This window comes from Deltaproteobacteria bacterium, assembly GCA_019912665.1.
Lineage (GTDB): Bacteria > Desulfobacterota > GWC2-55-46 > GWC2-55-46 > GWC2-55-46 > UBA5799.
The window spans coordinates 29,874-51,995 of sequence record JAIOIE010000020.1 but is presented as its reverse complement, the minus strand read 5'-3'; the positions used below and the strand labels follow the sequence as shown (position 1 = coordinate 51,995).

Here is a 22,122-nt window from a genome sequence, read left to right as displayed (position 1 = left end):
GGGCGCTTACTTCCTTTTCCCGATGGTCTTCAAGAGGTTGGCCATCTCGATGGCCGTGAGCGCCGCGTCCCTGCCCTTGTTCCCGGATTTGGTGCCGGCCCGTTCTATGGCCTGTTCGAGGTTGTCGGCGGTGACGACGCCGAAGGCGACGGGTGTTTCGAAATCCAGGGCCACCTTTGCGATGCCCTTTGCCGCCTCGCCTGCGACATAGTCGAAATGGGGGGTAGCGCCCCTGATGACGCAGCCGAGGCATAGTATGGCGTCATAGCGGCCGCTCGAGGCGAGGGTCTTGGCCGCTACCGGCATCTCGAAAGAGCCCGGCACCTTGACGACGTCTATGTCGCTATCGGATGCGCCGCTACGGAGGAGCGTGTCTACAGCGCCGTCAAGGAGCCTTTCGCTTATGAAATCGTTGAACCTTCCCAGGACCACGGCGACCTTGAGCCCCTTGGCGCTCAGGTTCCCCTCTATTACCCTCGGCATAGACCCTCCTTAAGGGAGTTCTTTGAAGCCTGTTAATATACACCGGACCTCGCCCGGTATCAACGCATATTTGGATGGATTACTTGAAGGGCTCTGACGGACCTGCCCCGGCGCCTGCCTCGACCTCGGCTTCGGCGTCGAGGTTGGATATGAGGTGCCCGAGCTTGTCCTTCTTGACCCTTAGGTACTTGACGTTCCTGCTGTGCGGCACCGACTCTATGGGGACCCTCTCGACTATCTCCAGTCCGAAGCCTTCGAGCCCCTTTATCTTCTTCGGGTTGTTCGTGAGTATCCGCATCTTCCCCACGCCGAGGTCCCGGAGTATCTGCGCGCCCAGGCCGTAGTCCCTCAAATCCGCCTTGAATCCGAGCTTCTCGTTGGCCTCGACCGTATCGAGCCCCTTGTCCTGGAGCGCGTAGGCCTTTATCTTGTTTACGAGGCCGATGCCCCTGCCTTCCTGGTGCATATAGAGAAGGATGCCTTTACCCTCCTTCTCTATCATCTTCATGGCGCTCTTAAGCTGCTCGCCGCAGTCGCACCGCTCGCTCCCGAAGACGTCGCCCGTGAGGCACTCGGAATGGACGCGCACAAGGACGGGCTCATCCGGCGTTATCTCCCCCTTTACGAGGGCCAGGTGCTCGTGAGTATCGACGTCGTTAGTGTAGACGACCGCAGTCCACTCGCCGGCGTGCCTGGTGGGGACTGTCGCCTCCGCCGCGCGGGTAACGAGCCTGTCGCGCTTGAGCCTGTATTCGATTATGTCGGCTATGGTGACGATCATGAGCCCGTGCTCTTTCGCGAAGGCCTCCAGGTCCTTCATCCGGGCCATTGTGCCGTCCTCGTTCATTATCTCGCAGATGACGCCAGCTGGCTTAAGGCCCGCAAGGCGGGAGAGGTCGACCGAGCCCTCTGTCTGGCCGGTCCGGACGAGCACGCCGCCCGTTTTTGCCCTCAAGGGGAATATGTGCCCGGGGCGGACAAGGTCGCCGGGCCCGGCGTTGTCGTCAACGCAGGCCAATATGGTTTTCGCCCTGTCTGACGCGGAAATGCCGGTAGTTACGTTGTCCCTCGCATCGACTGAAACCGTGAAGGCGGTCCTGAAAAGGGATGTGTTGTCGTCCACCATGGGCGGAAGGGCGAGGAGGTCGGCCCTCTCCTCGGTTAACGTCACGCAGATGAGGCCGCGCGCGTGCCTGGCCATGAAGTTCACGGCCTCGGGCGTTATCATCTCGGCGGCCATGCAGAGGTCGCCCTCGTTCTCCCTGTCCTCGTCGTCGACGAGGATGACCATCCTGCCTTCCCTTATGGCTTTTAAAGCCTCTTCTATCCTCTTTATCGACATGTGTCAGACCTTCGTGCCGAATCCGTGCTCCGAAAGGAACTCCTCGGTTATGCGGCTCTCTTTTTTGTTGAAAAACTTCTCTACGTACTTGCCTATGATGTCGGTCTCAATATTTACTCTCGAACCCTCTCGCTTTGAAAGCAGGGTCGTTTTGACTAGCGTATGCGGGATTATCGCTATCCTCACGCATCCCGGGCCGAGGTCGGCTATTGTCAAGCTTATGCCGTCGATTGATATGGAGCCTTTCTTTACGACCTGGGCCATTAGCTCCGGCGGGACAGCTATTTCGAGATCCAGGTAATCGCCGCTCCGGGCCATTTTTTTGATAGACCCGACCCCGTCGATGTGGCCTGTAACGAGGTGGCCGCCAAGCGGCCTTGTAAGCGTCAAAGCCCTCTCGATATTGACCTTGCTTCCGGCGATAAGCCCGCCCAGCGTGGTCACCCGAAGTGTCTCTTCGCTTACGTCGGCGCTGAAAGCATTCCCGGAAAAACCGGCCGCCGTGAGGCAGGCCCCGTCTACCGAGATGGAATCCCCTTCCCTCAGCTCGTTCAAGGGGAGCGCGGTCTCAACCGTTATTCTACCAAAAGGCCCTTTTTTTTCAATATGTTTAACCGTGCCTACGTCTTCTATGATACCAGTGAACATATACCCTACCCCTCTTTCCAGGCCGGATATCCTTCGACGACAACGCCGCCGTCAATGGCCTTGGCAGTCACCCTCTCGAGCCTGGGGGCCTTTGCAAGCCCTTTCAGCCCGATTGAAGCGACCGAGGGCTTCCCGTCGCCGCCTATGATGACAGGGCCGTAGAAAAGGACATACTTATCGACCAGGCCTGCCTGTATGAGCGAGGAGGCAAGCTCGCCGCCGCCCTCGACCAGCACGCTCGTTATCTCCCGTTTTCCGAGCTCCCGGAGGACGTTCTTTACGGAAACCCCTTTTCCTGAGGCTGCGACCCTTACCACTTGAGCCCCGTTCTCCCGGGCCTTTTTAATCCGCAAAGACGAGGCCCTGGAAGTCACAAAGAATATGAGCCGGGCCTTGCCCTCCTTTACGCCATTATAGACGCTTGCCGTGGACGGGGTGAGAAGGTTGCTATCGAGGACCACCCTTATCGGGTCCCTTCCCTTCGCGAGCCTTACCGTAAGCTCCGGGTCGTCCCTCTCTACAGTCCTTCTCCCGACCATTACAGCGTCGTTCACGGAACGGAGGCTATGGACGCGCTTACGGGCAAGCGGCCCCGTTATCCATCTGGACTCGCCTGTGGAGGTTGCTATGCGGCCGTCGAGGGAGGACGCGAGCTTCAGCGTTACGAACGGAGTGCGGCTGCGGATATAGCTCGTGTAGGCTTCGTTAACGGCCATGCATTCCTCTTCGAGGACGCCGGAGACGACCTCTATGCCGGCCTTCCTTAAGCTCCTCGCCCCTTTTCCGCTCACTTGCGGATTGGGGTCGAGCGCCCCTATGACCACCTTCCTTACGCCTGAGCGTATCAGGGCCTCGGTGCAGGGCGGGGTCCTGCCGTAATGGCAACAGGGCTCGAGCGTCACGTACATGACGGCATTTTTGAGGTCCCCTGCGGCCCCTGAAAGGGCCTCTATCTCGGCATGGGGCAGGCCTGCCTTCCGGTGCCAGCCTGAGGAGATTATCCGGCCGCTCCTTACTATTACAGCGCCGACCGCGGGGTTGGGGCTGGTCCTGCCGAGTCCCTTGCGGGCGAATTTGAGCGCAGCGCGCATGAAATCCTCATGCCGCGCCATCAGGTCCTTTTCTTCACTTCAAGGAGGTCCTTCAATTCATGCATGAACTCGTTTATGTCCCTGAAGTCCCTGTAGACCGAGGCGAACCTCACGTATGCGACCTCGTCGAGCCCCTTCAATTCCTCCATCACGGCCTCGCCGATAGACGAGCTCGGGATCTCCCTCTCGCCGGAATCTATGAACCTGGTCTCGAGCCGGGCGACCGCCTTCTCTATCTCATCGAGGCTTACGGGCCTCTTCTCGCAGGCCTTCATTATGCCGTTCAGTATCTTTGTCCGGTCGAATATCTCGCGCCTGCCGTCCTTCTTTGCGACGAGCGGGAGCGCCTCCTCGACCCTTTCATAGGTCGTGAACCTCTTGGCGCAGCTAAGGCACTCCCTCCGCCTCCGGGTGGTGCTGCCGTCCTGTGAAAGGCGGGAATCTATGACCTTGTCCTCAAGGAAACCGCAAAATGGGCATTTCATAACCTTGAAATCATATCAGAATAAAATCCCGGATTACAAGAGGGAAAATAAGAGGAAATAGCTGTGTTGGGATAAAAATGGGCCTGCCTTATGGCAAGGCGCTGGGCAGTCGTAATACAAAGGCTATCGTATAAATTTTGTGAAGCTCCTTAACCGCAAAATAAAAAAGCCCCCTGTAAGGGGGCTTTTCCATTCGTAGAGGTTTGCGAGAGGCTTACTTTGCGCCGAGCACCGCGTCCTTGCAGGCCTTGGCCACCCTGAACTTCACGACCCTCTTGGCCGGTATCTTTATGGCAGCGCCGGTCTGGGGGTTCCTGCCGGTCCTTGCCTTCCTCTTCACGAGAACGAGCTTGCCTATTCCGGGTATAGTGAAGGAGTTCTTGGCCTCTTTGTAGGAAAGCTGCGCGAGGGTGTTGATCATCTCGCTTGCGAGCTTTTTCGTCACACCGACTTTTTTGGAGATTGAATCAGCGATCTGAGACTTGGTTAACGGCTTTCCCATCTGAACCTCCTATTGTGTTTTGAAAGTTTGAATATAACGCCGCATAGAGCTCCAAGCGGGTCATACCTCATGTGCGGTTTAGTATTCATACAATTTTTTTCAAACCATTGCAAGCTAAAAAATGAGGAGAAATGTAATTTCTCGAACCTGTTCATCATGCTCCTTCCTGGTTTCATCACGATGCCGCCGCGCGAATTTTCGATTGACAGTGAATTGCCGGAGTGTTATTTATATATATCTGTCTTCGAGGAAAAACAAAGTTTGGGGCAGTAGCTCAGCTGGGAGAGCGCAAGGCTGGCAGTCTTGAGGTCAGGGGTTCGATCCCCCTCTGCTCCACCAGGAAAAAGGAGCCATGGCAAAAGCCATGGCTCCTTTCTTTTTGAGCAGTTCCGCATGGGTTTGTGAACTTACCCCGGCTCTGCCGTACATGACTTCCTCTTGATTTAAGGCCTGCCCTCTAATATTTTTTTCCGCCTGCCTCAATCTGTAATCAATCCGTAACCTGAAAATCCTATAATCCTCTTAATGAGAGACACGGAAAAGATATTCGTAATCCGGATCTACCGCCAGGACAGGAAGAACCCTTCCGAGGCCGTAGGCATCATCGAGGACAGCTTGCGCGGAAAAAAGCGGGTTTTCAGGACCCTTGACGAGCTTGTCTCCATACTCTCCGGAAAGCGGGTGAAAGGCGTCCGGAAGGCAAAGGACATCCCCTGAGCTTCTTTATGAAGACCGTGCTTTATTATCAACCGGCCATTGCAGTTCCGGAATCGAGAGCGCCGCGGCAAGGCATCCTGAGAGATGAAAAATATACTCATGAAACTGAAAACGAACTCCGAGGACCTCAGAAACGACGAAATACTCGAGGTCATCTTCAGGCTCGCCGGCACCGGAGGCGACCCTAGGGCCAAGGCAGAATCCATTATGAAAAAGATGGGCGGCCCTCTGGGGGTCTTCGGCGCATCCTTCAAGCAGCTTATCGAAATAGGCGGGATAGAGGAGAAACCGGCGTTCCTGATACTGGCTGCAAGGAGCATCGCGTCAGGCCTCTTGAAGGAAAAAGTCGCCGGAAGGGACGCGATAAGGTGCAAAAAGGACGTCCTTGACTATCTAAAACTCCGCCTTTTCGGCGAAAAGGTCGAGAAGTTCGTGGCGATATACATGAATTCGAAAAACGAGGTCCTTGCAATCGAAACGCTCCACGAAGGGACAGTCAACAGGACCGCCATATATCCGAGAAAGGTGATCGAGCGCGCCTTTCTGCATAACGCGCGCTCGGCGGTTTTCGCCCACAACCATCCGAGCGGCAATCCGGCTCCGTCCGCCGAGGACAGGCACCTCATAAGGGAACTCGACAGGGCCTCCCTTGCCGTGGACCTGATAGTGCACGACCATCTTATTATAGGGGACAACCGCCACTTCAGCGCCAGGGATAACGGTTGGATACTCGGCTGTGCGCCCGCCCTTCCGAGCGCGGCGGAATAGCACTTTTATCAGATGCTGGACTTTGCTGGCGTCCTCTAATTTTCATATAGTCAAACCCCCGCGCCCCGAGCAAATCCAATAGACTTCCCTCAGGGTTTCTGATATATTCCACGGTATATTGACGCTATGAATCTCCAGTAAACACTGCTTCCCGCCGTGCAGGCGGAATTCTTTGCTTATGTCCAGGTATATGACAAAGCCATTCCTTGCCTTTTTTCTGACTATCCTGTTCCTACTGCCGGCCCCAATGCAGGCCGCCACTCTGCATGTCCCTGGCGACTACAGATCCATACAGGAGGCCGTGGACGCTGCGGCGCCGTCCGACGCCGTAGTCGTCAAAGACGGCGTATACATCGAGAACGTCGAAATAATGAAACCCCTCACACTCAGCTCCAGTAACGGCCCGGCAGCCGTTCTTATCCAGGCTGAGAGGCCGGACCTTCCCGCCATAAAGGTATCCGGCACATCGGATGTGACCATCGCAGGGGTCTCCGGCACAGGTTCGAAAGCCGCAGGCATACTCGTTTCCGGGTCTTCCAATGTGACCGTAACCGGGAACGTCTTCACCAAAAACGGGACCGGCATAATGCTCTCGGGCACGAGCCGCTCGGTAGTCAGCTGGAACGAATCCAGCTCCAACGCCCAGTACGGGCTTTACATGGAAAAGTCGGATGAAAACAGGGTCGTGTCGAACAGCTCGACCCTCAACAAGGACAAGGGTTTTTTCATAAGCTATTCGAACGGGAACGAGATATCAGGAAACGAGGTCAACCTGAATACGTGGGACGGCATCATGGTCTTTTCCTCGAACAACAACAGGATAACCGGGAACAAGACCCTGAGGAACACCTACGGCATAGTGGTGAGCGAGTCGAAAGGCAACGAGCTGGAAGAGAATACTACCCTCCCCAACCTCTTCCTGATACTCCCGATAGTGCTTATATATTTAGGGATAGTCTCATATCTGGCCCAGAAGAACATCCTGAAGGCCGTATACAAGGAATAAGGGCATGGAAGAAATTTTCGAACTGTTCGAAGCTTTCACGAACATCTCAACGCTCCTGGCGAGCATCGGGATGGTCCTCGCTACAACGAGCTTCATAAGCGGGCTCCAGATGGTGAAAGGCAAGGGCAAGGTGGAGAAGAAGATACACAAAGGAAACGGGTTTATCTCGTTCGGGATACTCCTTGTGCTCGCGGTCATGTCCTTCGCGACCTTCGGCCTGAGCCTCTGGTCCGTATCCGGCTGGACCCTCGCGTTCTTCATCATGTTCCTCAAGCACAAGATAGTCCACGCAAAGAGCCGGAGGGCCTTCAAATACGTAAGCTGGCTCGGAGCCTCTCTCATCTGCATGTGGCTGTACGTGGTCTATATCCATATACCGCTCTAGCGCGGTCTCAACAAAAAAGGGGCAGCGATAAAAATCGCTGCCCCTTAAGCCCATGCCATTTCAGTCAATGGCAAACTCTAAAAATTGGAGATTTTTCACCAAATCAAGGAAGGCCGGGAATAAAAAGCGGAGCATATATGACAATATGTGAGCATTTTTATTCCCGGCCTGACACAGAGTCCGGGGAAAAGATCAGTTTTTAGAGCTTGCCCGACGTCAGTGGTTGCAGCAGGTATCGCAGCCCGCCTCCCTCACCACCGAGACCTGCTCGTCGTACTGGGCCTGTATGGCGGCCCTCTTCGGATTCATCTTCCTGGCCCCCGCCTCTTCGCGAACGAACTTACTCTCGACCTCGCGCATGGCCAGGGTTATCTTTGGCCTTATCTCGTCGTTCAGGCACTTATCGACGATCTCGAAGAACTCCTGGTCCTCTTTCCTTATATGCCCCCTGAGGCTCACTATCACGGAGTCGATGATGCCGTCGTTCAGCTCGTTTATCTCGAGCGCCTCCCTGAAGTTATGGAGAAGCGAGATTATCTCCCTGTGCTCCTCCTTTATTATGTCCACCAGGGTCTCGCCGAAAGGCAGGAGCCCCTTGCTCATGCCGAAGAGGACCTCCTCCTCCTTGATGCCGGAGTGGAGCACCAGGTCGTTCTCCAGCTCCTTAGTGGAAACCCAGAGGGCGTCCAGGTCGCGCTTCTTTATGTGCTCCTCGACCTTTTCGAGGCTCCTGTTTATGGCCTTGTGCTCCTCGACCAGGATGAGGAGGGGATTATCCGAGGGGTCCAGCGCCGAGGGAGCGTCCTCTATCGGCCCCTCGCCGAGCCTCTGCATTCTTAAGACCTTGAACGGCTGCGAAAAGCCCATCCTGCAGGCGCCCTTCGGGCTCCTGAAGATGCCCTCTTCCGGGAAAGCGGCCGAAAGCTGGTTGAAGAGCTCCTCTTCAAGGCATATGATGCCTTCCCTGCAGTTCACGTAACAGGACTTGTGCTGGCACTCGTATTTTATCTCAAGCATCTGCGGAACCATTCGGACCTCCGGGTCTCGGGGAACCCCGTTCAGGCTCAGGCGTGCCCTACGTCGCCTTTTGAGGGCATTACGGGCATTCCGAACTCATCGTTGAACTTCGTTATGATGTAAAGAAGTGTCCTGTGGTTAAGTAGGAGCGCGTCGTAGAGCTTGGTCTTCGTGAGCGCGTCGTAGTAGAACTCATAGGAGAACTGCACCTGCTTCGCCACTCCGGCCTCGTCTATATTGAGGTCGTAGCTGTTCTGGAGGAAGAGGAGGTCCTTCCTTATCTCCCCGTAGAAGGCTTCCCTGTCGTTGGGGTTCATGCACTTCAGCTTCTCCATGTGCTCGTTCGCTATGCTCACTCCGTTCAGGACCACGATAAGGCCGGGGAACTCCTTGGGCTGGAGCACCCTCTGCTTCTTCATGGAGCCGAGCGGATAATCTATCTCGAAATGGAATACTGCGTTCTCGTCTTTTATTTCCTTTACGTCGTGATGGTTGTCCTCAAGCCACTTCTTGATAGCTGCGCTAGCCTGTTCCGGGGTGGTGATCTCCATTTAACAACTCTCCTCAGTATTGATTTTTCCCTGTTATTTGGGTGTATTATATCTTACTACAACCCGAGCGGGCTTGTCCATACTAAAAGGGAATTTAATGCCCTTCAAATCCGCTAAAATCCCGAAAAATCAGGGCAATAGGAAGTGGGTGAGCGCGTCAAACCGGCTGCCGGATAATTGACGCAATGATGCAAAGACGGCCCATGTCCCTCCGGTCCCCGGAACGGGAGGCCGGGGAATCAGGACCTGAGGGAAATGTTCCGGGACAGGTTCAGTTCCCGTGGGCCGCGGCGCCTTCGATCTTGAGCCCCTGGCAGACCTGGGAGCACCTCGTACAGTAAAAAGTATGGTTGAGCTCGTATTCCTTGTATACCGGGCAGATGCCGCAGATGCAATCCTTCTCCGATTTGATGCTGTCGCTTGTTCCTATCGTAGGGAAACAGTATCCGGGCATGGCGTCGCCCGCGACATAGGTGGGACAGCCCGGGCATTTGCAGTTTTTGACCACATATGCCTGTTTGCGCTCGTATTCGCTCTTGTCGATGACCATCACCCCGAAACGGTCCAGCCTGTCGTACTTGCTCATGGCAGCCTCCGTTTTTGAAATTAATGGGTAAAATAACCCCGATGGAATTATATCGGAGCGGTCCTCTGGCGTCAAACGGGCGAAATTAGCTATGGATGAATGGGGAACGGGATTACAGCCAAAGGCATTCCAAGTGTTAGAGGCCGGGAGTTTTTATTCCGGAAACCCCGTTGTTATGAAGAGCAGCCTGGAGCGGTTTTACCAGAATATTGTATAGACGTTATAGCCGATAAGCGCGAGGCCTGCCAAAAGGTTTATGCCCCTGGTCGACTCCGAGGGGGTGCGCATGAAAAGGGCATCCAGCCTGAATGCTGCAAGCGTCTTGTTGTTTATGAAAGTCGCAAATATCAGGAGGACCCCGTAGGCGATGCCTCCGATAGTCAGAGCCCAATCGAGAGAACTCACTTCCTTACCTCCTTTTCATACTTATGTTACCACATTCCCTTATAACCAGAGGACTAAATCTTAGGCAAGACCGAGGCAATTAGCGGTGTCTTAACAGAAAAAAGCATGGGGGAGGAATACACCCTCCCCCATGCTCGTAACTGCCGTCCGGCCCGGTCCAGCCGAACAGCGGCTGAGAACTGGCCAGGGCTAGTCAGCTTACTGCCAGGTGCTCTTGGCCTTATCCCACCAGGTGCCGCCCATGCTGCCCCAGTCGTACCTCTCCGCGCCCTTCCTGGTGTAGTACCACCAGTTAATGATGAAGCAGTAGAGGTAATAGGCTATAGCGCCCCAGAAGTAGGTAACGGCGCTGCCGGTCTTGGTTATGGACATGCCGACAAGGCTGGTGACGATGAACGGGCCGAAGGCCGCCCATGCCGCGGTCCAGCCGATGATCTGCGCGCCCTGGGTCGGCGAGTACGCGAAGACTATCGGGTACTGCCTGAAGGTCGCGGCGTTATTGATACCCGTCATAAGGAATATCCAGAGCATTATCCAGACGAACATCGGGAACTTCTCAAGCCCGGTAGGCGTAAGATAGCCGCCGAAAATGAGGGCCAAGCAGCCGCCGATCATGCCGAGGAAGCACCAGAACATGCCCTTGCTTCCGCCTATCTTGTCGAAGAAACCGCCTGTGATGGCGCGGGAAAGGCCGCCGATAAGGGGACCGAAGAAGGCGTACTTGAGCGGGTCCGGCGCTCCGTCGAAGCCGCCGTAGATGACCTTGATCATCATCGGGAAGGCGGCGGCATAGCCGGCGAACGAACCGAATGATCCGACGTAGGTTATGGTGCAGTTCCAGTTATGCACGCGCGCCCTGTATTTCGAGCTGAATATCTCGCCCATCTTCTTGAAGGGGCTGCCCTTGATTCCGAGCGCGGTCGGGTCTATGCTCTTGAGGAAAATGACGCTCAGGATGAAGGCAAGAATAAGGAACGGGACATACCAGAACGCGGCGTTCTGGATCCACATGTCCTTCTTTATAACCCTCTTAAGGGTCAGGTCGGTTACGACTCCCGCGTCGTTCCTCTTGATATCGACCTGCATGTTCTTGGTGGCTGCGGTCTCCTGGACCACGACGTCGCTTACCATTCCGCTTTCGTTCTTTGTTACCAGAACCGCGCTTGCAAATGCCGGGTTCTTATAGACGATATCGGTTACCACTCCGGAAGCGTCCTTCGTGACCGCAACGTCCTTGATCACGTCTATTTTAGTGAAGAGCTGGGGTGCGCCATAGGCGCCGCCGATTAGGGAGAAACCCACTATCCAGGGCGTTACGAACTGAACGACGCTGACACCGAAGTTCCCGATGCCGGCCTGTATACCCAGCGAGAGGCCCTGGAGCCTTTTGGGGAAGAATATGCTGGTCGACGGCATATAAGAGGAGAAGTCGCCGCCGCCCATGCCGCTAAGGAAACCGATTATCATGAAGGTCGTCCAGGACGTGTTGAGGTCCTGCACCGCGAAGCCGAGCCATACCATCGGAAGCAGCTTTATTATCGTCGCGATGCTTACGACCGGCCTTGTACCGAAAACCGGAATGAAGAAAGAGTGTATCAGCCTGAGAATACCGGACGCGAGGCCCGGTATGGCCGCGAGCCAGAAGAGCTCCATTGTGGTGAACTTGAAGCCTATGTTCGGAAGCCTGACGACCACGGCGCTCATGACGAACCACGTTGCGAACGAGAATATCAGCGAAAAGGTCGTTACGCTGCAGGTAGTCCATCCGATCTTGCTGCCTGTTTCGCGCCAGAACTGTTCGTTTTCCGGCTCCCATCTTGTTATTTTCGACATGCAGATTCTCCTTTATCGAATTTCAGAACAGAAGAAAACGAAGCAGAAAAAGGTATTATCACAAAAGTGCTTGCACGGCCTTCTAAAACAGCGGGCGGGCATTTCTGCCCGCCCGCCCCTGTGTTACTTGTACTGCACCACGTTCACGGTCGGTCCGCCCCTCCTGTACCACCTTACGACCTGGTAGGGCCGTACGAGGTACTTGTAGGGATTGATGACCACGAAGTGAGCGAGCCTCGAGAACGGTATCAGCGCGAAGAAGATAAGGGCGTTGAATATGTGGGCCTTGGTGATGAGGGGCAGGCCCGCAATGTACTCAACGTTGGGCTGCAGCTTGATTATCGACCAGAGATACGGCACGGCCGAGGCTGCGAACCAGTTGGAGCCCCACCTGTAGAGGATGGCGGTGCCCACGCCAGTGAGGACCTGGATAAGAAGGATTATGAGCACAAGCACGTCCCACCCGGATGTGACGGCCTTTACCCTGCTGTTCGTGAGCCTCCTGTAGATGAGGGCGAGGAGGCCGAAGAGAGCAAGAAGGCCGAATGCAAGCGCCGTGAGCTCGAGTATGTAGAGCCTCAAGGGCACAGCGTTCCAGAGAAGGATGCTCTTCGGGATGAAGAACCCGATTATGTGGCCAAGGAGCACCACTATTATGCCGTAGTGCCAGGGGAACGACCCGAAAAAGAGGGTCTTGTTCTCGAGGAACTGCGACGACTGCGAAGACCACGAGTACTTGTTGGTTCTGTATCTCCAGATTGCGCCGACGATAGCCGTCATCAACAGGATGTACGGCATCACGCCGAATAGGACGTTGTCCATTCTTAGCCTCCTTTTACGTCTTTATCTATAATTCTGTAGACGGCATTGATGAGGTGCCAGTAAAGATTCTTTCTGTTCTTCTCGAAGTTCTTCTGGAGCTTCTCCATCGCCCTTACGAGGAAGCTCTCCCGGAAGTCCTTTACGAGTTCCTCATTTTCCGTGAAGCCGAGAAAGTAGAGGATGACCGGGAGATGGTCGGGGAGTTCGCCCTTCGAATACTCATCGAGAGGGAAGCCGTTCTGCGCGTACATGCCCTTGATGGTGGCAAGGCTGCTTGATCTCCTGAAGCCGTCATAGATGTGGTATCCCATGTCCAGCGTGAAGTCGCTCGTGAGCTCGAAGGTGTAGGAGTACACCCCCCGGAGGTCGTCCAGGGGGATGTGCTCCAGGTCCTTCTGAAACTTCTTCATCTCATCGAGCGCCTCGGGAGGATATTTCTCAAACCCTTCGAGAGCCTTGATGCACTCCTCGGTCCTGAGCTTTATATCCTCTCCGGGATACTCAAGCAGCCCGGCCAGATGCGTATACAGGTGCTTCGTTGCCATCGCTTCCCTTTACCACTGCCTCGATACGATTTCCTGCTTCTTCGCGCCGAAGCCGACCGTGCCCCTCTTCTCGTACATGGTCCTGGGGTCGATGGTGGACTGCGTCTCGCGGTGGGTCTCGGGTATCACGAACCTCTCCTGGAACGTGGCGAGCGAGACGAGCTTGTATATCTCGAACGCGTCCTCAGGCGTGAGGCCTACTGAGGAAAGGGCCGCCTTCGCGGCGCTTTCGCCCACGTCGCCAACCCTCTGCTGGCGCACCCAGAGCCTTACGGCCATCTGCTTCTTCAGCGACTCGATGACCACCTGCTCGTTGCCGGCGGAAAGGAGGTTCGCCATGTACCTTACGGGTATCCTCATCTTGTCCAGCGAGTAGAAGAACTCGACGGACTCGGAGTCGAAGAGGCCGCCGTTGTCGGCCTTCGCGCTGTGGAGGACCGGAGAGAGCGGCGGCAGATAGAAGTTCATCGGCACCGTCCTGAACTCCGGATGGTTCGGGAGCGCTATCCTCCACTTCTTGAAGAGGTTGTAGGCCGGCGAGTTCTGGGCTGCGACTATCCAGTTCTCGTCGATGCCCTGCTTCTTGGCCTCTTCGATGACCCTCGGGTCGTTCGGGTCGAGGATTATGTCCCTCATCGCGTCCACGAGCCTCTCGTCCGGGGTCTTCGCGACTTCCTCTATCCTGTCGGCGTCATAGAAGAGCACTCCAACGAACCTGATCCTGCCGGTGCACGCGTGCGCGCAGGCGTTCGGCTGGCCGGTCTCGGTCCTCGGATAGCAGAAGATACACTTCTCGCTCTTCCCGTTCGCCCAGTTGTAGTAGGGCTTCTTGTACGGGCAGGCGCTCACGCAGAACCTCCAGGCGCGGCAGGTGTCCTGGTCGATAAGGACTATGCCGTCCTCTCCCCTCTTGTAGATGGCGCCTGACGGGCAGGAGGCCACGCAAGCCGGGTTTAGGCAGTGGTTGCAGATCCTCGGGAGGTAGAAGAAGAAGAGCTTGTGGAACTTGGTGAGCATCTCCTTCTGCGACTCCGAAAGCCCCTTGAGGTTCGGGTCGTTCGCCGCGTAAAGCGGCGATCCACCCATGTCGTCGTCCCAGTTCGGGCCCATGATTATCTTTTCCATGAAGTCGCCGGTGATGAGCGACTTCGGCCTCGCAACGGGCTGGTCATCGCCGGCCGGCGCGTTGAAGAGGTTCTGATAATCATAGGTGAACGGCTCGTAGTAGTCGTCTATCGTCGGCAGGTTGGGCTGGAAGAATATGTTCGCCAGCGTCCTTATCTTGCCGGGGCCCTTGAGGAGCTTTAGCCTCAGGTTGCCGCCCGAGACCTCCCAGCCGCCCCTGTACCTCTCCTGGTCTTCCCAGGTGAGGGGGTAGCCGGCGCCGGGCTTGGTCTCGACGTTGTTCCACCACATGTACTCGGCGCCCCTGCGCGATGTCCAGACGTTCTTACAGGACACGCTGCAGGTGTGGCAGCCGATACATTTATCCATATGAAAGCTCATTGAAAGCTGCGCTCTGAGATCCATATTACCACTTCACCTCCTGGTTTCTCATTTTTCTCACCAAGACCGTCGTGTCCCTGATGACGACGATCGGGCCCCACGCGTTGAAGCCGTAGGAGAACTGCCCGTAACCGCCGGTCAGGAGCTGAGGTTTGAGCCTCTGCCTGGTGAGCGAGTTGTGGAATCCGCCCCTGATCTTGTTCCTCTGCTCCGCCTTCGGAATGTTCACGGTCCTTTCCTGTGAATGGTAGGCGAAGCAGCTGCCCGAGGGGATCCTGGCGCTGACGACCGCGCGGCTTACATAGACTCCGTTGTCGTTGTAGGCCTCTACCCAGTCGTTGTCCTTGATGCCCACGCTTTCGGCGTCCCTGTCGTTCAGCCAGATGGAGTTTCCGCCCCTGGACAGGGTGAGCATCCTCAGGTTGTCGTAGTGGGTCGAATGGATGGCCCACTTACTGTGCGGGGTGATGTAGTTCAGGTGGAGCGCGTCGGTCCTGTCGGACTTCTCGACCTCGTTCATCTTGGCCGGGTTCAGCCTGTACTTGGCGGTCGAAAGTGCCTCGCCGAAGTCAAGGTAGACCGGGTGGTCGAGGTAGAAGTGCTGACGTCCCGTGAGCGTCCTCCAGGGCACGAGCTGCTCGGTCTGGATGGTCCAGGTGCCGTACGCCCTTCCCCTCCTGGTGTCACCGGTCCAGAGCGGGCTGGTGAGCCACCTCTTGGGCTGCGCCACTATGTCGTCGTAGGTCATCGAGACGTTCCTGTTGCCGCTGGCCATCTCGTGAGCGAGACCGTGGCACCTCTCGTCGGGGATGAGGTACTTGATTCCCGGATGGACCGCCCTGGCCTGTTTCCTCGCCTCGAGGTAGTCGTCCTTCGTGAGGCCGGTGTGGTGCTCCTCTTCCCACCACTGCCTGAAGCTGACCTCTCCGTTGGTAGTGCCGGAGAAGGCGAGGACGAAGTTCGCGGCGTCCTTGGCAGTCTCGAGGGAGATGAGCTTCTGGCCGTTCACGTCCTTCTTCTCGACGTGCTCCTGGTTCAGGTAATCCTCGTAGAGCTCCTTGCCCTCGAGCATTACGCCGTGGAAGCCGTACTTGCCCTTCTGGAGCGGTCCTACGGCCGTGTACATCTTGTCCACGTTGGCGTAGTCCCTCTCGACGACCGTGAAGCTCTGGGTCGTCTTGCCAGGGATTATCTCGCACTCGCCCTTCTTCCAGTCCTTGACGCCGCCGAGGGCTGGCTGCGCTATCTCGCCCGGCGTGTCGTGCATGAGCGGGGACATGATGATGTCCTTGACCGGCTTCTGGAAGTGCTTCTTCGCTATCTCGGAGAACTTCTTCGACATGAACTTGAAGGCTTCCCAGTCGCTCTTGGCCTCCCAGTTCGGCTGCACGGCCGCGCCCATCGGGTGGACGAAGGAGTGAAGCTCCGTGGTGTTGATGTCCTCCTTCTCGTACCAGTGGGCCGTCGGCAGCACGATGTCGCAGTACGTCGGCGTGGTGTTCATACGCATGTTGAGGTCCACGAGGAGATCGAGCTTCCCGAGCGGGGACTCCCTGTACTTCATCTCCTTCACGTGGGGCTTGGCGACCTCTTCGGCGATGAGGTTGTTGTGGGTGCCGAGGACGTACTTGAAGAAGAACTCCTGTCCCCTGGCGGAAGAGCCGAGCGCGTTAGCCCTCCATATGAACCACACCCTCGGCCAGTTCTCCGGCGCGTCCGGGTCCTGCATCGCGAACTCGAGGGAGCCGCTCTTAAGCTGCTTCACCACGTAGTCGATTATCTCGGCGTCGGACTTCGCGCCGGCCCTCTGGGCCTCCTCGCAGACGGCTATTGAGCTCTTGTTGAACTGCGGGAAGCAGGGCATCCATCCGAGCCTTACGGCCCTGACGTTGTAGTCGACCGTGTGCTCGAACTCGAGCGCGTTCTTGTCCGGGACGTTGTGGTAGTCCGCTATGGCGCCGTCGAACTTGAACATGTTGGTGTTGATGTACCAGAAGCTCGGGTTGTTCATGAGCCTCGGCGGCCTGTACCAGTCGAGCGAGTGGGCTATCTGGCCCCAGGAATCGAACGGGGCGAGCTTCTCCTGGCCGACGTAGTGCTGGAGGCCTCCGCCGTTCCTTCCGACGCAGCCGCAGAGCATGAGCGCGTCCATCGCGGTCCTGTAGAGGAGGTTCGAGTGGTACCAGTGGTTGTAGCTCGACCCGGTTATGATCATCGAGCGGCCCTTGGTCACTTCCGCGTTGGAGGCGAACTCCCTGGCTATCTGGATGATGGTGTCGCGGCCTATGCCGGTGTACCTCTCCTGCCAAGCCGGCGAGAAGCCCCTCTCGTCGTCGTAGTTCCTGCAGTAGTCGCCGGAAAGGCCCTTCCTCGCGACGCCGCACTGGGCGATCTTCAAGTCGAATACCGTCGTGACGGCGACCTTGCCTTCCTTGGTCTGCACGTACCTTACGGGCACCTGCCTCTTGTACTTCTCGGGCTTGTCGACCTCGTAGAAGTTGACCTCTATCGCGTCCTCTTTGTGGTCGAGGAGCGTGAGCGAGGGGGTTATGTTCTTCTGGGTCTTCGCTTCCCTGAGGAGGAGGTTCCACTTGCCGTGGCTGTGATGGTCCTTGGGCCACCTGTAGCCCATGGAGCCGTTGACTATCACGGCCTTGTTGGTGATCTCGTCCCACATGGCGAACTTCCACTCGGGGTTGTCCTCGCCATCGTACTCGGAAAGTTCGCACGCCCGGAGGAACCTGCCCTGCTCCCAGCCGTCCTTGCCCTTCTGGAGCTTGACGAGCATCGGGAGGTCGGTGAACTGCCTTACATAGGACTCGAAGTACGGCACCTTCCTGTCTACGAAGAACTCCTTAAGGATGACGTGCTTTATGCCCATCCAGAAGTTGGAGTCCGAGCCGGGCTTAAGGGGCACCCAGTTGTCGGCGTACTTCGTGACCTGAGAGTAGTCGGGCGCGCACACGACGAGCTTGGCGCCGCCGTGACGGAGCTCGGAGACGAAATGGCAGTCCGCCGTCCTGGTCATGTTCGGGTTGGCGCCCGTTATGACGCAGTAGCCGGTGTTGTACCAGTCCGCGCTCTCGCAGGAGTCGGTCTGCTCGCCCCATACCTCGGGCTCGGCGTTCGGGAGGTCGGTGTAGTAGTCATAGAAGCTAAGGTGCACGCCGCCTATGAGCTGGTTGTAGCGGGCGCCGGCAGCGTAGCTTATCTGCGACATGGCCGGGATGGGGGAGAAGGCGATTATCCTGTCCGGGCCGTACTTCTTTATGGTGTAGATATGGGCCGAGGCGATTATCTCGGCGGCGGTGTCCCAGTCGAACCTGCGGAAGCCGCCCTTGCCCCTGGACCACTTGATCTTCTTGTGGAGCTCGGCGTTCTCGACTATGGACCTCCATGCGTCGACCGGGTCGGAGTGTTTCGCCCTGGCTTCCTTCCAGGCGTCGAGGAGCACGCCGCGGCAGTAGGGGTACTTGATCCTGACCGGGCTGTAAACGTACCAGGAGGCGGAAATGCCCCTCTGGCAGCCCCTGGGCTCGTACGGGGGTATGGACTGTTCGAGCTTCGGGTAGTCTACGGCCTGCAGCTCCCAAGTGATGATGCCGTCCTTCACGTAGACCATCCAGGAGCAGCCGCCGGTGCAGTTGTTGCCGTGGGTGGACCTCACGGTCTTGTCATACTGCCAACGGTTCCTGTAATATTCTTCCCAACCCCTTTTACCGGGGTTTATCTCATCTTGAATCCAGGTAGCCATCTAATTACCTCCCTCCTTTTCCGCCGTAGTTTCTCCACAGGGCATCGTGGGCGGTGCCTCTATTCCTGTTCCTGTACCTGCCGCTCCAGATTATATTGAAGATAATCAGTATTCCTACGAAACCGCCTATGCCTACGATGGTGAAGATTCCGGTCGGGGCCGGTTTTGCCTCGACATTGGCCTGCTCTGCGAAGAACGCCCTCAGGTGCGAGACCTCTTCGTCAGTGACGTTCCTCTTGCTGAAGACCGGCGCCATTACCGGGGACCCGGCGTTTATCCATGCCGCGTTCAGAAGGGGGTTCTTCGATTCGTCGGCGTACACGTTGGTCAGGTCCGGACCAAGGACGCCTCCGCCGAGAGAGCCCACTCCGGCGTTGTGGCAGGATATGCACGGCGGGGCGCCGCTAGCGAACTGCTTCTCGCCGGTAAAGTACATCTTACCGAGGGAAGGATCTCCCGGCTCTGCGTTCTCGACTGCGGCGGCATCGCCCGCAACGGCGCCCTCGAAAGCGGCCGCCTTCATCGGTACGACACCGGCTACGAGACTCAGCGCGAACCCGAGCTGCAGTCCTTTTAACATGATTTTTTTACAACTCCTCAAATCCATACCCTACACCTCCTTTGCTTCTGCTTGCTCTGTTTTTTTCTGCAGCCTTTGAAAAAACAGTCTTGTTCCTGTATGTCCACCATGTACCCGTTCCGGATTCCTCCGTCCTGTTCCGCAGCCGGGGCCTCGCGGCCCGGGAGCGGACCCTGTTACGGAGGCAGGGCCTTTCCGGATCGGCATGGATTGAATAAATTAAGAGGCGGGGATTGCTTCTTCGAGGTTGCCTCTGGCGAGATTGAGCATGACCTTCAGGTCTTCGAGGCCGGCGCTCCTTGACGCCTTCGCGTTCCTGCTCAAACAGGGTATGGCCGGCCTCTCGGCGGCATTTTCCCTCTGGCAGAAATCGACGGCCTCTTCCCTGAGCTTGGAGACGAACGCTTCGATAGCGCTTACCGTATTGGAGCCTTCCGGATATATGGGGAGCGAGCCGATGATAATGCCCACGATTTCAAGCGCGCGCCCGCCCTTCTTCTCCTGCGGCCTGGCCGCGCGGCTTTCGGCGGGGAGCTCGGATGATATGCCGACGGCCATTTTGCCTGAATCGAAATTCATCGTCGCCGCGGGGCGCACCCTCACGGCGGCCGCGTAGAAGAGACACTGGCAGAGGCGTTTAAGCTCTTTTCTGATCCTGTGACTCAACCCTGAGTCCTCCAAAACCGTTCAGAGTCCCCCCTGTCAGGACGCACGCGGACTATGCAAAAGACCTTCGAGCCCTTGGACATCAGAACCTTCGTGTTTGTATGAAGCTGAGTAGGCGTAAAATACCAGAATGCGCCACACCTGTCCAGCCTTTTTTCGCTCTTTTTGAATTTATTCGTATGCGTCGGATTATAGTACATTATTTCCGCAATGTCCATCCAGAAAACGTCTGCAATGGACTGGTTTTTCCACGCCTCAGGCGCCCCGGTCCGCAAAAGGCGACTTCACCCCGGAAGCCCGGCCGGGCCCCCCTTCCGCAGAGCGCTTACCGACACAGTAAAGCTGGTATTCTTTCGAGAAGGCCCCTGCAGGCTCTTTCATGAAAAAGAGGCAGAAAAGGAATGCTGAAAGGGCAGCCGCGCCTATCAAATAAAAGAACTGGCTTTCATCCACGAATGTGTAGGCGACCAGGAAAACTACGGCGCCTGCGTTCCCGTATGCCCCGACATAGCCTGATATCCTGCCCGTCATGCGCCTTTTTATGAGCGGCACTATGGCGTATGTTATGCCGCACCCTCCGGTAACGAAGAGCGCGCATATCAGCATTAATACGAGCACGGAAATTACCGGCCATTCCGGGGTTATGAGCCCCATGAGGCTGAAGCTTACGGCCACCCCGGCCAGGTACACGAGCATGGTGCCCCTTTTCGCCGGCATCCTGCCCGTGATATATCCCCCGAGCGCCCGCGAGAAGATATTGAGGAACGCGAAGGCCGCGCCCAGTAGGCCCGCAAGCTGCGGCGTGAGGCTGAACCCGTACTGGAGGAAGGCCGGGAGCATGGATATCACCGCGACCTCCGCGCCGAAGGTGGCGACATAAGAGAGGCACAGGGCGCCAACGTCGGTGAACCTGTACCGGTCCCTCTCGGGGACTCCCTTCCTCAGCATGGGGAGGTTCAAGCTGACGATGCGGACCATCTGGTAAAGGACCGCGGCGGCTATGAGGGCGTACGCGATAGCGGCAATCTCCCCGCCTATGTAGCCCATGCCTTCCGCCCTCCAGACCAGGAGAGCGAGGACGCCTGTTATGGGCGCGGTCCATAGGAGCGCCACTATTAGGTCGCCCCAGGAGGAGACCTCAATGGCCGCGCCCTTGCCGGGGCTCCGGCGGAACGCGCTGTCTGGACCGTCCGATACGGTGAACCAGAAATAGATCCCATAGATGAGCATCAAGGCCCCGCTCACGGCCACGGCGAGCCTCCATGAGCCGAATACGTTAAGGGCCAGAACCGGCATTAGCATTGCCGCGATGGATGAGCCCCAGTTCCCGAGGCCGGCCTCCACGCCCTGCACGAACCCTATGTCCCTGGGCCTGAACCAGAGCGAGGTCATGTGTATGCCGGCCATGAGCCCCGTGCCCACCATGCCCAGGAGGAGCCTTGAGACGAGCATCTGGCCGTATGAGCCGGCGAAGGCGAATGAGAGGCAGGGTACGGACATGGCGACCATGATGAGCGTAAGGGTCTTCCGGGGGCCGAACCTGTCGGTAAGGCCCGCCATGATGAAGCGGCCCGGGGCCGCAAGGGCCACGTTGCAGACGGCAAGGAGCTTAAGCTCCTCCATCGTAAGGCCCGAGGTTTTCGCAATGGTGGTAGCGAGCGGGGCCATATTGAACCAGACGAAAAAGGTAAGGAAGAAGGCGAACCAGGTCTTGTGGAGTATGACGGTGTCGGCCCGCTTGAGATCGAAAAGGTCCCTGAAGCCGAACTGGCTGTAAAGGTTAGCGCCCATACGAATTCATAATCATGGCCGCCCTCAAAGGCTGTCCCAGCGGCTCTTAGTTAATCGAGGCCCGTTTATCAGCGCCTCATGAATGGATGACGAGAACCGGGCACTCGGCGTGGCGGACGAGAAACGAGCTCACGCTCCCGAGGACCATGCTTTCCAGAAGGCCGGCGCCCCGCCTCGCCACGACCAGGATGTCGGGGTTCTTGTTCTCCGCGGCTTCGATGATCATCTTTCTCGGGTCGCCTATCGCGAGTATCGCGTCAACGTCAAGCCCGTGCTCGACGACCCGGTTGGCCGCCTCCTGCAGGTCCTCCTCGCGCGTGGCCCGCCATTTCTCGAAGCTCTCCTCGTCGTGGCTCGTCGCGTCAAGCGGCTCCTCGACGACCGTGATGAGGAAGACCTCGGGGCTCAGGTGCTTGAAGAGGCCGAGGGCCTTTTCAAGGGCGGCCTTGGACCTCTCGGAGCCGTCATGGCAGAACATTATTTTCATATCATCCCTCCCTGGTCCGTATTTGCGGCTGACCGAAAGCATCAGGGTGGAAGGACGCCGGGGCTCTTTTAAAAGGCGGACTCTTGCCGGCCCGCCAAGCCGCAGGTTCCGACCGGAACGATGCCCGGGGCCACTGCCGGATTATGCCGAAT

At 57.2% G+C, this 22,122-nt stretch carries 23 protein-coding genes and 1 tRNA gene; 5 read left to right on the top strand and 19 right to left on the bottom strand.

Annotation, left to right across the window (positions count from 1 at the left end; genetic code table 11):
* Positions 1-6: 6 nt before the first annotated feature.
* The 6 genes from ribE to K8I01_09120 all read right to left on the bottom strand — a co-directional run bounded on the left by ribE (position 7) and on the right by K8I01_09120 (position 4,551).
* The gene (gene ribE, locus K8I01_09145; GenBank protein ID MBZ0220580.1) at positions 7-483 is read right to left on the bottom strand and encodes a 6,7-dimethyl-8-ribityllumazine synthase; all 477 of its coding nucleotides are present in this window, start codon (positions 481-483) and stop codon (positions 7-9) included.
* 79 nt (positions 484-562) lie between these two features.
* The gene (locus tag K8I01_09140; GenBank protein ID MBZ0220579.1) at positions 563-1,825 is read right to left on the bottom strand and encodes a bifunctional 3,4-dihydroxy-2-butanone-4-phosphate synthase/GTP cyclohydrolase II; all 1,263 of its coding nucleotides are present in this window, start codon (positions 1,823-1,825) and stop codon (positions 563-565) included.
* A gap of 3 nt (positions 1,826-1,828) precedes the next feature.
* Positions 1,829-2,473, bottom strand: a complete 645-nt coding sequence (locus K8I01_09135; protein ID MBZ0220578.1) for a riboflavin synthase — start codon at positions 2,471-2,473, stop codon at positions 1,829-1,831.
* Between the two features lie 5 nt (positions 2,474-2,478).
* Positions 2,479-3,585: a bifunctional diaminohydroxyphosphoribosylaminopyrimidine deaminase/5-amino-6-(5-phosphoribosylamino)uracil reductase RibD gene (gene ribD, locus K8I01_09130; GenBank protein MBZ0220577.1), complete on the bottom strand. Its 1,107-nt coding sequence runs from the start codon at positions 3,583-3,585 to the stop codon at positions 2,479-2,481.
* Complete coding sequence (gene nrdR, locus K8I01_09125; GenBank protein MBZ0220576.1) at positions 3,585-4,049, bottom strand: transcriptional regulator NrdR; 465 nt, start codon at positions 4,047-4,049, stop codon at positions 3,585-3,587. The genes ribD and nrdR overlap by 1 nt, the downstream gene beginning before the upstream one ends.
* A gap of 214 nt (positions 4,050-4,263) precedes the next feature.
* Positions 4,264-4,551 carry an HU family DNA-binding protein gene (locus K8I01_09120; GenBank protein MBZ0220575.1) on the bottom strand — a complete coding sequence of 96 codons (288 nt, stop codon included), beginning with the start codon at positions 4,549-4,551 and terminating at the stop codon, positions 4,264-4,266.
* A 263-nt stretch (positions 4,552-4,814) separates the two neighbouring features.
* Between K8I01_09120 and K8I01_09115 the strand changes: the two genes are divergently transcribed.
* The 5 genes from K8I01_09115 (at position 4,815) to K8I01_09095 (ending at position 7,427) form a co-directional block, all read left to right on the top strand.
* Positions 4,815-4,890: transfer RNA gene (locus tag K8I01_09115), tRNA-Ala, on the top strand.
* 186 nt (positions 4,891-5,076) lie between these two features.
* On the top strand, positions 5,077-5,268 hold the full coding sequence (locus K8I01_09110; protein MBZ0220574.1) for a hypothetical protein: 192 nt from the start codon (positions 5,077-5,079) through the stop codon (positions 5,266-5,268).
* Positions 5,269-5,352: 84 nt separating this feature from the next.
* A complete protein-coding gene (gene radC, locus K8I01_09105) occupies positions 5,353-6,036 on the top strand; it encodes a DNA repair protein RadC (protein ID MBZ0220573.1) in 684 nt (227 codons plus the stop codon).
* A gap of 178 nt (positions 6,037-6,214) precedes the next feature.
* Positions 6,215-7,042, top strand: coding sequence for a right-handed parallel beta-helix repeat-containing protein (locus K8I01_09100; protein ID MBZ0220572.1), 828 nt, complete (start codon positions 6,215-6,217; stop codon positions 7,040-7,042).
* Between the two features lie 4 nt (positions 7,043-7,046).
* On the top strand, positions 7,047-7,427 hold the full coding sequence (locus tag K8I01_09095) for a hypothetical protein (GenBank protein MBZ0220571.1): 381 nt from the start codon (positions 7,047-7,049) through the stop codon (positions 7,425-7,427).
* 216 nt (positions 7,428-7,643) lie between these two features.
* On the opposite strand, the gene K8I01_09090 is transcribed toward K8I01_09095, so the two are convergent.
* The 13 genes from K8I01_09090 to K8I01_09030 all read right to left on the bottom strand — a co-directional run bounded on the left by K8I01_09090 (position 7,644) and on the right by K8I01_09030 (position 21,970).
* A complete protein-coding gene (locus tag K8I01_09090; protein ID MBZ0220570.1) occupies positions 7,644-8,456 on the bottom strand; it encodes a hemerythrin domain-containing protein in 813 nt (270 codons plus the stop codon).
* A 35-nt stretch (positions 8,457-8,491) separates the two neighbouring features.
* The gene (locus K8I01_09085) at positions 8,492-8,995 is read right to left on the bottom strand and encodes a DUF2299 family protein (GenBank protein ID MBZ0220569.1); all 504 of its coding nucleotides are present in this window, start codon (positions 8,993-8,995) and stop codon (positions 8,492-8,494) included.
* A 271-nt stretch (positions 8,996-9,266) separates the two neighbouring features.
* On the bottom strand, positions 9,267-9,545 hold the full coding sequence (locus K8I01_09080) for a DUF2769 domain-containing protein (protein MBZ0220568.1): 279 nt from the start codon (positions 9,543-9,545) through the stop codon (positions 9,267-9,269).
* Between the two features lie 234 nt (positions 9,546-9,779).
* A complete protein-coding gene (locus tag K8I01_09075; GenBank protein ID MBZ0220567.1) occupies positions 9,780-9,986 on the bottom strand; it encodes a hypothetical protein in 207 nt (68 codons plus the stop codon).
* A gap of 198 nt (positions 9,987-10,184) precedes the next feature.
* Positions 10,185-11,819 (bottom strand): MFS transporter, encoded by a 1,635-nt coding sequence (locus tag K8I01_09070; protein MBZ0220566.1) that lies wholly within the window; start codon positions 11,817-11,819, stop codon positions 10,185-10,187.
* A 123-nt stretch (positions 11,820-11,942) separates the two neighbouring features.
* Positions 11,943-12,641, bottom strand: coding sequence for a respiratory nitrate reductase subunit gamma (gene narI, locus K8I01_09065; protein ID MBZ0220565.1), 699 nt, complete (start codon positions 12,639-12,641; stop codon positions 11,943-11,945).
* 2 nt (positions 12,642-12,643) lie between these two features.
* On the bottom strand, positions 12,644-13,186 hold the full coding sequence (locus tag K8I01_09060) for a hypothetical protein (protein ID MBZ0220564.1): 543 nt from the start codon (positions 13,184-13,186) through the stop codon (positions 12,644-12,646).
* A gap of 9 nt (positions 13,187-13,195) precedes the next feature.
* Positions 13,196-14,716 (bottom strand): nitrate reductase subunit beta, encoded by a 1,521-nt coding sequence (gene narH / locus K8I01_09055; GenBank protein MBZ0220563.1) that lies wholly within the window; start codon positions 14,714-14,716, stop codon positions 13,196-13,198.
* 1 nt (position 14,717) lies between these two features.
* Positions 14,718-18,446 carry a nitrate reductase subunit alpha gene (locus tag K8I01_09050; GenBank protein MBZ0220562.1) on the bottom strand — a complete coding sequence of 1,243 codons (3,729 nt, stop codon included), beginning with the start codon at positions 18,444-18,446 and terminating at the stop codon, positions 14,718-14,720.
* 4 nt (positions 18,447-18,450) lie between these two features.
* Positions 18,451-19,026, bottom strand: coding sequence for a hypothetical protein (locus K8I01_09045; protein MBZ0220561.1), 576 nt, complete (start codon positions 19,024-19,026; stop codon positions 18,451-18,453).
* Positions 19,027-19,245: 219 nt separating this feature from the next.
* Positions 19,246-19,692, bottom strand: a complete 447-nt coding sequence (locus K8I01_09040) for a hypothetical protein (GenBank protein MBZ0220560.1) — start codon at positions 19,690-19,692, stop codon at positions 19,246-19,248.
* A gap of 255 nt (positions 19,693-19,947) precedes the next feature.
* Complete coding sequence (locus tag K8I01_09035) at positions 19,948-21,483, bottom strand: MFS transporter (protein ID MBZ0220559.1); 1,536 nt, start codon at positions 21,481-21,483, stop codon at positions 19,948-19,950.
* Positions 21,484-21,559: 76 nt separating this feature from the next.
* Complete coding sequence (locus K8I01_09030) at positions 21,560-21,970, bottom strand: universal stress protein (protein MBZ0220558.1); 411 nt, start codon at positions 21,968-21,970, stop codon at positions 21,560-21,562.
* Positions 21,971-22,122 lie beyond the last annotated feature (152 nt).

What these genes read in the sequence shown, in the direction of transcription:
- narH (MBZ0220563.1), bottom strand. Translation starts at nt 14,716, where the DNA reads ATGGATCTCAGAGCGCAGCTTTCAATGAGCTTTCATATGGATAAATGT.
- K8I01_09035 (MBZ0220559.1), bottom strand. Translation starts at nt 21,483, where the DNA reads ATGGGCGCTAACCTTTACAGCCAGTTCGGCTTCAGGGACCTTTTCGAT.
- K8I01_09080 (MBZ0220568.1), bottom strand. Translation starts at nt 9,545, where the DNA reads ATGGTCATCGACAAGAGCGAATACGAGCGCAAACAGGCATATGTGGTC.
- K8I01_09085 (MBZ0220569.1), bottom strand. Translation starts at nt 8,995, where the DNA reads ATGGAGATCACCACCCCGGAACAGGCTAGCGCAGCTATCAAGAAGTGG.
- nrdR (MBZ0220576.1), bottom strand. Translation starts at nt 4,049, where the DNA reads ATGAAATGCCCATTTTGCGGTTTCCTTGAGGACAAGGTCATAGATTCC.
- K8I01_09090 (MBZ0220570.1), bottom strand. Translation starts at nt 8,456, where the DNA reads ATGGTTCCGCAGATGCTTGAGATAAAATACGAGTGCCAGCACAAGTCC.
- K8I01_09060 (MBZ0220564.1), bottom strand. Translation starts at nt 13,186, where the DNA reads ATGGCAACGAAGCACCTGTATACGCATCTGGCCGGGCTGCTTGAGTAT.
- K8I01_09030 (MBZ0220558.1), bottom strand. Translation starts at nt 21,970, where the DNA reads ATGAAAATAATGTTCTGCCATGACGGCTCCGAGAGGTCCAAGGCCGCC.
- K8I01_09045 (MBZ0220561.1), bottom strand. Translation starts at nt 19,026, where the DNA reads ATGTTAAAAGGACTGCAGCTCGGGTTCGCGCTGAGTCTCGTAGCCGGT.
- K8I01_09110 (MBZ0220574.1), top strand. Translation starts at nt 5,077, where the DNA reads ATGAGAGACACGGAAAAGATATTCGTAATCCGGATCTACCGCCAGGAC.
- radC (MBZ0220573.1), top strand. Translation starts at nt 5,353, where the DNA reads ATGAAAAATATACTCATGAAACTGAAAACGAACTCCGAGGACCTCAGA.
- K8I01_09140 (MBZ0220579.1), bottom strand. Translation starts at nt 1,825, where the DNA reads ATGTCGATAAAGAGGATAGAAGAGGCTTTAAAAGCCATAAGGGAAGGC.
- K8I01_09050 (MBZ0220562.1), bottom strand. Translation starts at nt 18,446, where the DNA reads ATGGCTACCTGGATTCAAGATGAGATAAACCCCGGTAAAAGGGGTTGG.
- K8I01_09100 (MBZ0220572.1), top strand. Translation starts at nt 6,215, where the DNA reads ATGTCCAGGTATATGACAAAGCCATTCCTTGCCTTTTTTCTGACTATC.
- ribD (MBZ0220577.1), bottom strand. Translation starts at nt 3,585, where the DNA reads ATGGCGCGGCATGAGGATTTCATGCGCGCTGCGCTCAAATTCGCCCGC.
- K8I01_09070 (MBZ0220566.1), bottom strand. Translation starts at nt 11,819, where the DNA reads ATGTCGAAAATAACAAGATGGGAGCCGGAAAACGAACAGTTCTGGCGC.
- narI (MBZ0220565.1), bottom strand. Translation starts at nt 12,641, where the DNA reads ATGGACAACGTCCTATTCGGCGTGATGCCGTACATCCTGTTGATGACG.
- K8I01_09095 (MBZ0220571.1), top strand. Translation starts at nt 7,047, where the DNA reads ATGGAAGAAATTTTCGAACTGTTCGAAGCTTTCACGAACATCTCAACG.
- K8I01_09120 (MBZ0220575.1), bottom strand. Translation starts at nt 4,551, where the DNA reads ATGGGAAAGCCGTTAACCAAGTCTCAGATCGCTGATTCAATCTCCAAA.
- K8I01_09135 (MBZ0220578.1), bottom strand. Translation starts at nt 2,473, where the DNA reads ATGTTCACTGGTATCATAGAAGACGTAGGCACGGTTAAACATATTGAA.
- ribE (MBZ0220580.1), bottom strand. Translation starts at nt 483, where the DNA reads ATGCCGAGGGTAATAGAGGGGAACCTGAGCGCCAAGGGGCTCAAGGTC.